This window comes from Pseudomonadota bacterium, assembly GCA_026388275.1.
In the GTDB taxonomy this organism is placed as follows: Bacteria; Desulfobacterota; Syntrophorhabdia; order Syntrophorhabdales; family Syntrophorhabdaceae; genus JAPLKB01.
This window is the reverse complement of the sequence record JAPLKB010000015.1, coordinates 85,969-98,919: the sequence shown is the minus strand read 5'-3', so window position 1 is coordinate 98,919 and position 12,951 is coordinate 85,969. Positions and strand designations below refer to the sequence as shown.

The window sequence follows — 12,951 nt, the reverse complement described above, 5'->3', positions numbered from 1 at the left end:
TCATTTCTCCTCCTTTTCTTTTAAGAAAAAGCAGAATAAATAATGATCCTTAGCAGTCTAACGGTCAATAAATTTTGTTACGTATAGGTAGGTGAAAGACAGGTCATCCCGTTAATGGCGGAAGGGGCGCATTTCAATCCGTAGTCTTTGCCTCTGGGAAACCACGCAGTTGCTGCTTTGTACGTGCTATAAACAACCGTACCGGTAATGATATAAGAGACACATTTCTATTGATAATCCTTGCCTTTCAAGGGACAGCAAAGCCACTTGCACGCATTAATCCTCACACTTGCGGAACAGGCTTTTTACCTGGTTGTTTAACCAATACAATCTCCGGGGCTGTTTCAACATGCTTTTCTATGAATGAGACTAAGACCCGCAGTTCATCAAGGAATGTCTGAAGTTCAGGTTTCGCTACAGGGGTCTCCATTATTTCATCAAATATGGTAAAAAAGTCAGGACTTCCAAGGTTAGCAGTAAAGAGATATCCCTGTGAAAGGGGGGGTTTTCCACTGGTACGGTTTAATCACGACAGCGGAGAGACAATTACATCCTGAATTTTAGGAACCAGTTTTAAAAGTGATATCGTGTGATGCAGCGTCCGTGTTGACTTCCCGACGATTTCAGAAATTGCGGACACTGTGTCCGCAATTTCATCAGATACATCTTCGATCCTTCGATTGTAACTTACTATTTCACTCATCACCCCATCCAGATTATAGTTTTTATCAGGATGTTTTGCCTGAATATATGCAAGTATGCCATTGGCCTGATCTATGGGATTTAAGTCTTCTCTCTGGAGATTTTCCGTTTCGGATTCATTGATAGCACCCAGAGGATGACCGGGCAACGAAGCTGCACGTCCTACGTGAACAACGGACAGGAGGGAATGATTGAAGGCAAATGGATATTATCTTCTTAAAAAAAGTTCCGGCAGGAGCAAAGAAAGCTTGGGCACATAAGTTATAACAAGTAAGCATCCGATAAACAACAGGATAAATGGGAATACGGCCTTTCCTATTTCAATAAGCGAGCGCTTCATAATAGCCATGGAGACAAACAGATTAAGCCCGAAGGGAGGGGTTAAAAAACCGCATTCTATATTTACAATCATTATAATGCCGTAATGTATGTAGTCTATATCGTACCTGTTCAGGGTTTCCACAAGAATCGGGGATATAACGATAATGGCGGTAACGATGTCCATCAAGCACCCGATAACAAGAAGCACGCCGTTTATTGCAAGGAGAAAAAGCCACTTACTTTGAATATTGGCTACGATTACCTCTGCAAGCTTTACAGGTATCTGTTCCACCGTCAAAAGCCATATAAAACTCATAGCACAGGAGAGGATAAAGAGGAGACAACCGGATAATATGGCTGCGTCTTTACATACAGAAAAGAGCTTATTGAACTTTAATTCTTTATATATGAAGAGCTCTACAAAGAGAGCGTATACAACAGATACTGCCGCCGCTTCAGTCGGTGTGAAAATCCCCCCGTATATGCCGCCGAGCACAAGGACAGGCAGGAAAAGCGCCCAAATCCCGTCTTTGATAATAACCAAACCTTCTTTAAAGGTATAACGTACGCTTGAGCGCCATGCATGTTTGGAGGACATATAATATGAATAACCCATAAGACAACATCCGATAAATATACCAGGAAGAAACCCAGCCATGAATATCTCTGCAACGGAGACATTCATAACGAGAGCATATAAAATCATCGGAATACTCGGCGGTATAAGAATGCCAAGGGACCCGGATGAGGTAAGCAGCCCGATGGAAAAACGATCTCCATAACCCTCTTTTATCAAGGCCGGCATCATAATGCTCCCGATTGCTATGACTGTTGCAGGGGAAGAGCCTGAAATGGCGGCAAAAAACATGCATGCCATAACAGAGGCCATAGCAAGCCCCCCTGTAAATCTGCCCACAAAGAGCTTCATCACGTTTACCAGTCTGTCGGAAATCGCCCCCTCAGCCATGATATTACCGGCAAGTATGAAAAAAGGCACACCGAGAAGAACAAAGTTGTCAAGCCCGTTAAATAATTGTTGTATCAGCGATGTCAGCGGAATATGGGCAATAAATACAAGATACACCGATGTTGTTGCTGCCAGAAGAAGCGCTATAGGCATACTGAGTGCAAGGAGCGCAAAAAAGCATAAAAGAACGACAGTCAATGTCATCTATTTTTTACTTACCCTCCTGAATGGCTTGCCCTTTAAGAAACTGTTAAAATGCTTATAAGACAATGCAAAAAACCTGAAAGCCATTGTTATCGAGAAAAGAGGAATCGGTATGTAAGGTATAAACATCGGTATCTGCATTGCAGGACTTTTTACGCCGAATCCTTTTAATGCAATAAGGTGCACAAATCCGTAATACACAAAAAGAAGGGCCATAAAGGCCGAAATAAAATAAGCCGCCGTTTTGATAAGATGACTTATTTTGTCCGGGCAAAATTCTGTCAGTGCTTCCATGGAAAAATGAGCTCCATACTTTACGCCGATGGATGCTCCGAGATAGGTTGAGAAAATGATCGTATAGTTCGCGACTTCACCGAACCAAGGAAACGTATAAGACATTGTGTACCTTAAGGCAGTTTCCACAAAGGTGAGGCAGGCTATCCCGATAAGCGCAAGGGTAGCACATCCTTCCTCGAACTTGTTTAGTTTATTGATAAAATCGTTCATAATGAAATGTTTTAAAAGCCGGGACAAATGGGCAGGAGACAGGAATATATCTGAAAGGCTTTATCCCGGTCTCTTGCCCTTACATTACACAAAATACTTTTTGCACGCAGTCTAATGTTTTTTGGAATAAAAATCTATCTTATTGATATAAAAATCATACCATTCAGCGCCGTAGACCCCTCTGTACTTGTCGTGAACACCCTTAACGGCATCTTTAAAGGCTGCTCTTTCAGCGGGAGTCAATATTACGACGTCAACCCCCTGGGCCCTTGCCTTTCCCACAGCCTCAACTCTGTTTTTTGCATTATTGTCCCTGTTTACCTTAATCTGGACATCCGATGCTTCTCTGAATATCTTTTGTTGTTCCGGGGTGAGAGAATTCCAGAATTTCTTGTTTATGACCACAGGGCATTCTGTCAATATATGGTTTGTTATGGTTGCAAACTTATTGACCTCTGTAAACTTCATCAAAATTGAAGTATAGAGGGGATTATCCTGTGCGTCAATCACCTTTTGCTGCAAGGCATTGTAAATTTCTGGGAATGGAAGAGGTGTCGGGTTGGTGCCCAGTGCTTTGAATGTATCTATAAATAAAGGACTTTCTATAACCCTTATCTTTAAGCCCTTGAGGTCTTCCGGTTTTCTAATCACACGTTTTGAATTTGTAATGTCCCTGAACTCGTTTTCCGTATAACCGATAAAGACAAAACCTTTCGGATCACAATATTTGTAAAATCTATCCCTGATATCTTTATCGTCGAGCACCTTATATGCAGTTTCTCTGTTTGGATATATGAAAGGTAATTCTATTATACCCATCTCCGGTACAAAATTAGCCAGTACGCCAGCGGTAACAGCTGTCATATGAAGGGTTCCTGACTGGACCTGCTCCGTCATCGAACGCTCACCGCCAAGCTGGCCGAGAGGGAAAACCTGAACCTCAATCTCTCCATTTGTCTTTTCGTTGACATATTTAGCAAAAGCAAGCGCCCCATGGTGCTGGGGGTGGATCGGAGGCCCTACGTGTCCGTATTTGACAACGATTTTTGCCTGGACAATCGAAAAGGATGAGGCCGCAAGCACAAAGAAAAACAAAACAAGCATACTAAAAATAATTTTTTTATACATGGCACACTCCTTGTGATGCATTATTTTAAATAATGTTTATACAAAAGACACCAGTTGTCAAATAAAAAAGGTTCTTTCGGAAACTATAGTCGGCATTATCAAGCTCTTCCGGCCTCGAAATATGACGTAAAATAAAGGAGGCATATTGTAAAAAATATTCAATTATCAAACTTGACAGACTAAAGACAAAATATTAATCCGGATATGTCATTATACTATTGCAAGATGATTTTGCTTTTTCGAGCAGTTATGTTATGTTGAAGGGCGTGGAACCAAAAATCATTCCCCGGAAAGAGCATCGCATATCAAGAAAACATGTGAGCCCGAATGCTTTGTACACACTCTACCGGCTCCATTCGCGCGGTTTTATTGCTTTCCTGGTGGGCGGATGTGTCCGTGACTTGCTCCTGGGACGAACACCCAAGGACTTTGACATAGGTACAAATGCCACACCCAGCCAGATCAAAAGACTTTTTCGTAATTGTCGTCTCATAGGTCGCCGTTTCAGATTGGCACATCTTCATTTTCGGGATGAAATTGTGGAGGTATCTACATTCCGACGGGCTGCTGTTCCATCCGATACCCTGGATATGGAAGAGGCGGGCCATAAAAAAAGTCTTCCACGCCACATTAAGGATGAGGACGGCATGGTTCTTGTGGACAACGTTTTTGGGACGCCGGAGGAAGATGCTCTTCGCCGTGATTTTACCATCAACGCCCTCGCTTACAATATCGCAAATTTTTCAGTTATTGACTACAGCACCGGACTGAGCGACCTACGGCAACGGTTAATTAATCCCATCGGCGACCCTCGTGTCCGATTTACGGAAGACCCCGTGCGAATGCTCCGTGCAGTCCGGTTTGCAGCATCCCATGATTTTGTTATAGAACCCAATGCCTGGGAAAGTATCTGTGAGATCTCTTCCATTATTTCCCGTGTTTCTCCGGCAAGGCTTTATGAGGAGATACAGAAACTCTTCCTCCTTGGGTCTGCCCGACCAACCTTTAATCTCCTGGAGAAGGCCGGTCTTCTTGCAGCCCTTTTCCCCAATCTCGGTCGCTGGATTTATGGAAACAGCCATCGCATGGTGTTACTGGAAGAAAATCTCGGGTACATCGATCAACTATATCGGAATGGTACGCCTGCATCACCGACGCTCTTTCTTGCAGCCCTCTTTGGCCCTGGTTTGGAAAAAGCAGCCTTTGTACGCCACTGTGACGGCATTCCCCATCATCAGGCACTGGATGAAATATGCGCAATTTTCATGGAAGAAATCTCCAGAACCGTATCCGTTCCGGGACGGGTTGGCGGTCGACTGCGAGCTATTCTTGCTCTCCAGGCTTCTCTGCACAGAATGCCACCAAGACGCCCGGCCTCCATTATCAGCAGGCCTGAATTTGGAGAATCTCTGGTGTATCTCCGTCTTATAGCGGAGATGAGAAGGGAAGACCGAATACACCTGGAATGGTGGGAAACCTTCCTTTTAGCGGCCCCTCCTGTATTATCTTCGGAGCAGCCCGCAGATGAAATCCCTGCTGAAAAAAGAAGAAAGAGGCGGCGCAAACCTCGACGTCCCCGCCGGACCGTTGTCTGACCAAAGAAAGGATTTGCACATTTTCAACTGAATTCAAATGCAGAAAAATCCTGCCTTTCAAGAGACAAAAAAACCTTAAGAAACATACCGCATCTTAATTCTCCAAATGGCCTTCCAGAATTAATTTGATCTATAATTATAGACAAAGCTTAAAAACGTAAGTTAGTATATATATAGTTTGAGATAGTTTTAAAACAGAATCATTCATTCTGTTTTAATTGTTATCAAACAATAATTTTTTGAGAGGTGCCTATGGATTATTATGATGAAATAGAAAAGATTGCCTATGAAATTTTTGAAAGAGAAGGCATGGTGCATGGAAGACATTTTGACCACTGGATTGAAGCAGAGACAATTGTAAAGACGAGATATAAAAACAAAGATAAAACCGGACAAAACAATACGGAAGCATTAAAACCGAAAAAAAAGGCAGCAGCAAAAGCAGTAACAAAAAAGAGCGAAGCCAAACCAAAAATGGCAGTTAAAACTGCTGCAAAACCAAAAATCAAAAAAACATCATAGCAATAACTCGATGCATATGACGTTTTTTGATTAAAATACGGGATGTTCATATTTGTCCAGGTATTTGAAGGTGGAGAAATAACCGTTCTCCCCGGTAAATTTACAAATGTTTAAATTATGCAAAATTATAATCTTTCGAATAATCATTAGATTATGTGAAGTTTATTTGTTTTCAAGTACAATCCTCATCTGCGAATCTTCATGCCGGACCGATCAGACGTATACATGATTTACAAAGAAAAATGAATTTTTTTGAGTCTCAATGGGTATCTGCTTTTTTAGAATAATTTTTATTTACGAAAAAATAAAAAATATATAAGCAGGTGTTGACAATAAGACAGACTTGTTATAGTATACTAATCATATAGGATATATATGATTATGATGTTACATTAAAAAGTTTTTAAAACAACGGAGTCAAAAGATTGCAAGTTGGATTTTAAAGAAGAAAAATATTTTTATAGGAGGAATCAATTATGTCAAAGATTGCAAACAATTTAACAGAATTAATCGGAAGGACACCGCTTCTAAGACTTTACAAGATAACTGCCGGAATTGACGCCAAAATTGTAGGAAAGATCGAATCATTTAACCCGGCGGGGAGCGTAAAAGACCGCATAGGCTATGCAATGATCAAAGATGCGGAAGATAAGGGACTTATCACAAAAGATACGGTTCTTATTGAACCCACATCCGGCAATACAGGGATCGCTCTTGCCTTTGTCTCTGCAGCAAAGGGATACCGGCTTATTCTCACAATGCCCGATACGATGAGCGTTGAAAGAAGAAGTCTGCTGAAGGCATATGGAGCTGAATTAGTGTTAACTCCGGGTGCCCAAGGCATGAAAGGCGCAATAGCCAGGGCCGAAGAGCTTGCCAAAGAGACACCGAACTCATTTATCCCTCAGCAGTTCAAAAATCCTGCTAACCCTGCCATACACAAAGCAACTACCGCTGAGGAGATATGGGAGGATACGGATGGTGAAATTGATATACTTATAGCAGGCGTGGGTACCGGCGGCACCGTAACGGGTGTTGCCGAAATTATCAAAGCACGTAAACCCTCATTCAAAGCAGTTGCCGTAGAGCCATATGATTCTCCTGTACTTTCAGGCGGGAATCCCGGCCCACATAAAATACAGGGAATCGGTGCCGGTTTTGTACCTGATGTGCTGAATCTTAAGGTTATAGATGAAATCTTTAAAGTAAAGAACGAAGAAGCCCTTGATACCGCAAGAAGACTTGCGAAAGAAGAAGGTCTTCTTGTGGGTATCTCATCAGGCGCTGCCACGTTTGCCGCACTCCAGATCGGAAAGCGGGCCGAGAATAAGGGCAAGCTGATTGTAGTGATAATGCCGGATACGGGCGAACGTTATCTGAGCACTGTGCTGTTTCAGTAGACATAGGGAGAGAAGAGCATGTTGTCTGTCATAAATTAACCTCGCGACTATGTCTGTATTTTCTGCTGCCCACTTCCTTTAAGAACAAATATGCCGACTTCGGCAAAAAGGTTCAGGAATATAGGCACTTTTCTATTTTTCCCAAGAATATAGGCGCTTTCAATCTTAATGTCCTGCTTTTTACAGTATTCAATGAACTCAAGAAGGCTCAGGAAATGAAGATTGGGTGTATTGTGCCATTCATAAGGAAGTGAAGGTGTTATTGGCACCTTTCCCGTGAGGCATATCTGGAATCTGGCTTTTATATAAGCAAAGTTGGGAATCCCGACAATGACTTTGCTGCCTACCCGCAGGCTTTCAAGGCAAAAAGGTCTGCCGCATGTTCTGTGTTGTTGAATACATATGAAGCTGTCTGGTATATGGGAACCGCCCGTGCGCCGGTAGCCGGATCAGGACTTTCCTGGCCTGCATGGATTGCCGATGTTTCCAATCTCCTATTAGTCATGCATTGATCCTCCTTAAATTATCTACTCTAATCTCTATAGTCCCTCACTATTATTTAGATATTGTACATAAAAACATCCTGCTGGTTTATCTCCTTCTGTCTATCTGCCAGCGCTGCAAGGGTAAATCCATTCAACACCTCTTCAATTTTGGCACCCAGCATTGTCCATATCTCTCTTGTAACGCACATCTCCGTTTTAGGACACGCTTTGGTATCGCTCACACAATCGACAAGGCTGCAAGGGCCTTCCAGGATTGTGAGTATTTCATTCAATGTAATCTCATCAGGTAGTCTGCTGAGCAGGTACCCGCCGTTTCTCCCTCTCATGGCCTTTACAAGGCCTGCTTTATGGAGAGCGCCGAATATGTGCTCAAGATATTTGTCGGATAAGCCCTGCCTTTTCGCAATATCCGAGAGAAACACAGGCGTTCCTGGTATTCCGTGTGTTGCAAGATCAATCATTGCCCGAAGCCCATACCTTCCTTTTGTCGAGATTTTCATAGTATTTACGCTCCTTGTTCTTTATGATATTTAATATCATACAAATATTATATGAATAATATACTTTAAGGTAAAATGTTTGTCAAGTAATTACTGATTAATAAAACGAAGGAATTCTACTTTTTAAACTCTCTTCCCTTCCAGATCATATGGAGATATATACCTGCGAGACAGAGAGATTTCTTGCCTGGATAGCTGCCTGAATCTCAGAAGATATTTTTAGAAGTAAAATCACGTTGTGCCCTGTCCGTATTGAATTTCCTACTATTCCAGAAAATCGATCGTCGTTCACAATGCCGCTCATTATCCCATCTACATCATAACCCTTAAATGATTTATCTGAGGGGCAGATACTCCCATAGACTTCCTTGACTTAATAGGCATTTGTGCTTATATATGAAAATTGTGAGGATATCACTAAACCGTTTTACTATAAGGGAGGTAATTTTATGATTTATATGAAAAAAAGCATCTTTTTTATTTTTCTCTCGTTGGTTGTATTATTACCGTTTATATACCAAAGTGCCCATGCTGCCGCTGAAGTGGCATCGGCTTATCCTGCCATGCCCGAACCAGGTAAAAAAGTACAGATAGGAAACGGCTATTATCTAATATATGGCTTTGATAAAACGCCAAAGCTCGGCACAGTGATTATGAAGGTGGAAATATTTACAAAGGAAGGCAAGAAAGATACCTCTTTCGAAGTGAAAGCTGAATCTGATATGCCTTCCATGAGAGGCGCCCATGCAACGGGAGACCGGCCGTTTGTGCTTTCAAAGAAAGGGGACTACCTCCTGCCTATAAACATCGTAATGCCCGGGGATTGGGAAATTAAACTTACTGTCATGAGAGATGGAAAAGTCGTCGCAAGGGGTAGATACAATTTTAACGTTTAGAATCCTCATTGCATACGCAGTTCTTTTATTTGTTACTAATACAGTCCAGGCTGCGGATCAGCTTCTCTATTTCGAAGCCCAGGGAGTTGCCGGCTATTCTTCCGAACTGAGAAAGCCGGTTTACTATTCAATGAACCCGGATGCAGAGATGCAGAAACCGAGTGTGGGCTTCGATTATTTAAAACGATTTTCAAGCGAGTCCGGAGATTGGGGCACCTTCGCCCTCCAGGCTCGCGCTGCTTTGACTATCAACGGGTTGGACGGGGCAAACGGTATAAAGTGGGAGCCCCAGGTATATAACGCATATTTTAAGGTGAAGACCCCAGGGCCTTATGTGTGGGTCGGGCATAACCGTCCTGCCTTCGGACTCGGGTCCTACTTCGACAGCCACGGTCTGCTGCTTCGCACTCTTGCTGTACAGGGCTTTGGATATGACCGTGACTGGGGTGGTGGGCTCTCCAAGGATTTCTCCTGGGGAGATGTTTCAGCCAGTCTCACCACTGGTTCAGGTATGCCAGTATATACGAAGGGCAATTCCATGGCTGCAACCAGGATTTCCTATGGTGTCCTAAGTCAGGATAATTTCAACCTGGGTTTTTCCCTCGGTTACGGGAACACGCTTGATACCATGGGCTACAGCCTGAGAGATCAGAAGCCTCAGGAGATGAGACTTACCGGGGCTGACCTGACAATTTTAAGGAACCGCTTTGAACATCGTTTTGATGTACTCACAGGAACGTGGCTTGATCAGGACACATATGCACTGATGTACCGGTTAGGCTTCAATGCCGACCCCGAGGGACGGCTCAAAATAGAGGTACAGCCGACGTATTGGAAGTTCGGGGACGATAAAAATTGGCTGGCGGCGTTTTGTGTTTCAAGTCTGGTCACGTCTAATCTCACAGTCCGCATGATGTATCAGTACGACCACAGCAGGAGCGACAATAGCGTTGTTTTGCAATTTTATTTCTATATACCGGTGATATGATTAATAAAGTAAAGGATTTTTCAATGAAAAAACATATAGTTTTAGCCTTTTTCCTTATTTTAACCTGTTGCACGGCAGTATTCGGCGCGGTGGGCTGCGATCTGAACGACCCTGACCGTGATGTGGCAAGACTCTTCCCGGAATCAACCGGGTATAAGACTATCTACACCTCAATTCAGAAAAAAGGAGGAGAAAAACTCCTTACAATAGTGGAAACACGGCTTGGGGTTAAATTCCAGGGTATTTACGAGACCATAGATGTCCCCTATACGATCTATGAAATTTATGCTGATAAAAAGAAGATCGGTTACATCCACGGGGTAAACCAGAAAGGCCAATTCGGGGGCATCCAGGTATTCCTGGTACTGAACCTCGAAGGAACCATCAGGGGATTCTATATACAAAAAATGACGAGCCAGTATGCCGGAAAGCTGCGGGATCAGAAGTTCGGAAAGCAATTCGTCGGCCTGACCTTAAAAGATTTCGCCCATTACGATGTAGCTTCGGGCAAGTCTTCAGGAAAGATAGATGCAATAAAGAATCCTGCACCGGAGGCCGAGGCTGATTTCAGGGCGGCACTCAGGGCCACGAAAAAAAACCTTATCCTTATGGATGAGTTTGTTCTTTCCGTACAACCGGTACAATCTTCCGAAGGAGGCACGAAATAAATGATCACCATATTCCAGGTAGCTTATAAAAATCTCTTCAGAAAAAAAGTGCGGAGTCTTTTGACTATGGTCGGCATCGCCCTTTCCGCATGGGTCCTTGTAAGCCTACTGGGATTCAACCGCGGTTATGAGACATCTCTCAACAGGGATATTGACAACATGGGTTTTCAACTGATGATTATGGCCAAAGGCTGTCCCTATGAAGCAGCTACACTGATGCTCAAGGGAGGAACAGGATTGCGCTATATGGATGAGTCCATCATGAAGGACATCGTGAAAGAATCTGAAGTGGAGAAGATCACGCCGATCCTTATGTCAGCGGTATTTGATCCGAATAAAGGTGCAAACGGCGGCATAGCCGGATACTTCGGCGTGGAACCCAAAAGCTTTGCCGAAATGAAACCCTTTCTCAAATTCAGACAGGGCAAGTGGTTTACTGATACAAACAGCCATGAGGCTGTCATGGGTTTTGAGGCGGCCGAACTTGAACAGCGCGAAGTGGGCGATATGATCCTTATGCCGGAAAAGAACGTCCAGTTCAAGGTAGTGGGCATACTTGACAGAACAGGCACACAGGATGACGGAACAGTCTTTGTACCCCTAAATACACTGCAGAAGATATTTAACAAACCTAACGAAATTACTACCATAGGCATCAAATTGAAAAAGGGTGTTGACAGCGGACGCCTCGAAGAAAAGCTATATAAGCTCCCTGATGTCCAGATAGTGAGTCTGGCACAGGTGAAAGACACCATTATGAAGCTGATTTCCACAGCAAAGGTGATGGTTCTCTCCATAGCAATTATTGCTATTATGATTGCCATGGTCGGGGTGGTAAACACAATCCTCACGTCAGTCTGGGAAAGATTCCAGGAGATCGGCATTCTAAAAACCATCGGCGCCATGCCCTGGGACATATTTAAACTGATCTGGATGGAAACCCTCATGCTTTGTGCTGTAGGCGGTGTCCTCGGCATTGTCTTTGCCCTTACGCTTTCAAGGGTAACAGACATTGTAATGCGCCGTATCCTGCCTTACGCCCCTGGAGGCGGTCTCGTACTCATTGATCTGAAGCTTATCTTAATCACTCTGATTGGAATCCTTTGTATCGGACTCTTAAGCGGTATTTATCCCGCATGGAGGGCAGGAAGGATCAGGCCTTTGGAAGCGATCAGAGGGGAGGCGGGCAGATGAGCCAGAACGTGATAGAAGCAATAAATCTTACCAGGATATATTCCCGCGGAGTTGAAGAAGTAATTTCCGTGAATAATGTCTCTTTCCGGATCAACGCCGGGGATTTTGTTTCCATCATTGGGCCTTCAGGGTCCGGCAAAACGACACTGATCAACCTTCTCGGTTGTCTCGATAATCCCACGTCAGGAGAGCTATACCTCGATGGCCGGTCAATTTTCGGTAATAAAAAACGCCTTTCCGAACGTGAATTGACAAAAATAAGAAGGGAAACATTCGGATATATTTTTCAGAATTTCTATCTCATCCCGACCTTAAGCGTCGCGGAAAACGTGATGCTTCCCCTTACATTTTACCGCAAGCCGGGCACGGAAAAGGAGACGGAAAAACTGATGGCACTTCTTGGTATAGACCACCGGAAGGACCATCTCCCGGGACAGATCTCTGGCGGTGAAATGCAGAGAGTGGCAATAGCAAGGGCCATGGTGAATAAACCGAAAATACTCCTTGCCGACGAACCGACAGGGAACCTTGATACAAAAAGGTCAGAAGAGATCGTGAAGGTTCTTCAGGGACTCAGCCGAAGTGAAGGCCTGACAGTTATCATGGTGACACACAATCAGGAACTGGCCCGCTACGCAGACCGGATGCTCGAAATGAGAGATGGCCAGATCAGTGAAATTGAGGTTAAGGCTCAGAGCAATACCCTGTAAGAACCACCTTCATCTGTAAAGTAAAGACTTTTATTTACATGCAACCATATCTATCTCTATCGTTGCGCCTTTCGGAAATGCGGATACCTGCACGGTTTTTTCAAGATCTCTTCCAGTATAAATTCGTCATGGGCATGCCCCCT

At 43.6% G+C, this 12,951-nt stretch carries 16 protein-coding genes and 1 pseudogene; 8 read left to right on the top strand and 9 right to left on the bottom strand.

Going from position 1 to position 12,951, the window contains the following annotated elements; translation table 11 throughout:
• Positions 1–283: 283 nt before the first annotated feature.
• From NT010_04225 to NT010_04205, 5 genes are all read right to left on the bottom strand, one after another.
• On the bottom strand, positions 284–430 hold the full coding sequence (locus NT010_04225; GenBank protein ID MCX5805263.1) for a hypothetical protein: 147 nt from the start codon (positions 428–430) through the stop codon (positions 284–286).
• 96 nt (positions 431–526) lie between these two features.
• Positions 527–850 (bottom strand): hypothetical protein, encoded by a 324-nt coding sequence (locus NT010_04220; protein ID MCX5805262.1) that lies wholly within the window; start codon positions 848–850, stop codon positions 527–529.
• 60 nt (positions 851–910) lie between these two features.
• On the bottom strand, positions 911–2,194 hold the full coding sequence (locus NT010_04215) for a TRAP transporter large permease subunit (protein ID MCX5805261.1): 1,284 nt from the start codon (positions 2,192–2,194) through the stop codon (positions 911–913).
• Positions 2,195–2,701, bottom strand: a complete 507-nt coding sequence (locus NT010_04210; GenBank protein MCX5805260.1) for a TRAP transporter small permease — start codon at positions 2,699–2,701, stop codon at positions 2,195–2,197. It abuts the gene before it with no gap.
• 111 nt (positions 2,702–2,812) lie between these two features.
• Positions 2,813–3,829, bottom strand: a complete 1,017-nt coding sequence (locus NT010_04205) for a DctP family TRAP transporter solute-binding subunit (GenBank protein ID MCX5805259.1) — start codon at positions 3,827–3,829, stop codon at positions 2,813–2,815.
• A 254-nt stretch (positions 3,830–4,083) separates the two neighbouring features.
• Here NT010_04205 and pcnB point away from each other — a divergent pair, with 254 nt between their 5' ends.
• The 3 genes from pcnB to cysK all read left to right on the top strand — a co-directional run bounded on the left by pcnB (position 4,084) and on the right by cysK (position 7,346).
• The gene (gene pcnB, locus NT010_04200; GenBank protein ID MCX5805258.1) at positions 4,084–5,424 is read left to right on the top strand and encodes a polynucleotide adenylyltransferase PcnB; all 1,341 of its coding nucleotides are present in this window, start codon (positions 4,084–4,086) and stop codon (positions 5,422–5,424) included.
• Positions 5,425–5,676: 252 nt separating this feature from the next.
• Positions 5,677–5,946 carry a DUF2934 domain-containing protein gene (locus tag NT010_04195; GenBank protein ID MCX5805257.1) on the top strand — a complete coding sequence of 90 codons (270 nt, stop codon included), beginning with the start codon at positions 5,677–5,679 and terminating at the stop codon, positions 5,944–5,946.
• Between the two features lie 476 nt (positions 5,947–6,422).
• Positions 6,423–7,346: a cysteine synthase A gene (gene cysK, locus NT010_04190; protein MCX5805256.1), complete on the top strand. Its 924-nt coding sequence runs from the start codon at positions 6,423–6,425 to the stop codon at positions 7,344–7,346.
• Between the two features lie 47 nt (positions 7,347–7,393).
• Here the strand turns inward: cysK and NT010_04185 are convergent, their stop codons facing one another.
• The 4 genes and pseudogenes from NT010_04185 to NT010_04170 form a co-directional block, all read right to left on the bottom strand.
• Entirely contained in the window at positions 7,394–7,651 is a 258-nt protein-coding gene (locus tag NT010_04185) for a hypothetical protein (GenBank protein ID MCX5805255.1), read from the bottom strand.
• 50 nt (positions 7,652–7,701) lie between these two features.
• A pseudogene (locus NT010_04180) lies at positions 7,702–7,851 on the bottom strand (PLP-dependent transferase).
• Positions 7,852–7,905: 54 nt separating this feature from the next.
• Positions 7,906–8,352: an RrF2 family transcriptional regulator gene (locus NT010_04175; GenBank protein MCX5805254.1), complete on the bottom strand. Its 447-nt coding sequence runs from the start codon at positions 8,350–8,352 to the stop codon at positions 7,906–7,908.
• Positions 8,353–8,497: 145 nt separating this feature from the next.
• A complete protein-coding gene (locus NT010_04170) occupies positions 8,498–8,656 on the bottom strand; it encodes a hypothetical protein (protein ID MCX5805253.1) in 159 nt (52 codons plus the stop codon).
• 145 nt (positions 8,657–8,801) lie between these two features.
• Between NT010_04170 and NT010_04165 the strand changes: the two genes are divergently transcribed.
• From NT010_04165 to NT010_04145, 5 genes are read left to right on the top strand one after another with little or no spacing between them, the layout of a single operon-like run.
• Positions 8,802–9,248, top strand: coding sequence for a hypothetical protein (locus NT010_04165; GenBank protein MCX5805252.1), 447 nt, complete (start codon positions 8,802–8,804; stop codon positions 9,246–9,248).
• A complete protein-coding gene (locus tag NT010_04160) occupies positions 9,205–10,236 on the top strand; it encodes a hypothetical protein (GenBank protein ID MCX5805251.1) in 1,032 nt (343 codons plus the stop codon). The genes NT010_04165 and NT010_04160 overlap by 44 nt, the downstream gene beginning before the upstream one ends.
• Positions 10,237–10,259: 23 nt before the next feature.
• Positions 10,260–10,904: a hypothetical protein gene (locus tag NT010_04155; GenBank protein MCX5805250.1), complete on the top strand. Its 645-nt coding sequence runs from the start codon at positions 10,260–10,262 to the stop codon at positions 10,902–10,904.
• A complete protein-coding gene (locus tag NT010_04150; protein MCX5805249.1) occupies positions 10,905–12,098 on the top strand; it encodes an ABC transporter permease in 1,194 nt (397 codons plus the stop codon).
• A complete protein-coding gene (locus NT010_04145) occupies positions 12,095–12,808 on the top strand; it encodes an ABC transporter ATP-binding protein (protein MCX5805248.1) in 714 nt (237 codons plus the stop codon). Before NT010_04150 ends, NT010_04145 begins: the two co-directional genes overlap by 4 nt.
• The last annotated feature ends 143 nt before the right edge of the window (positions 12,809–12,951 follow it).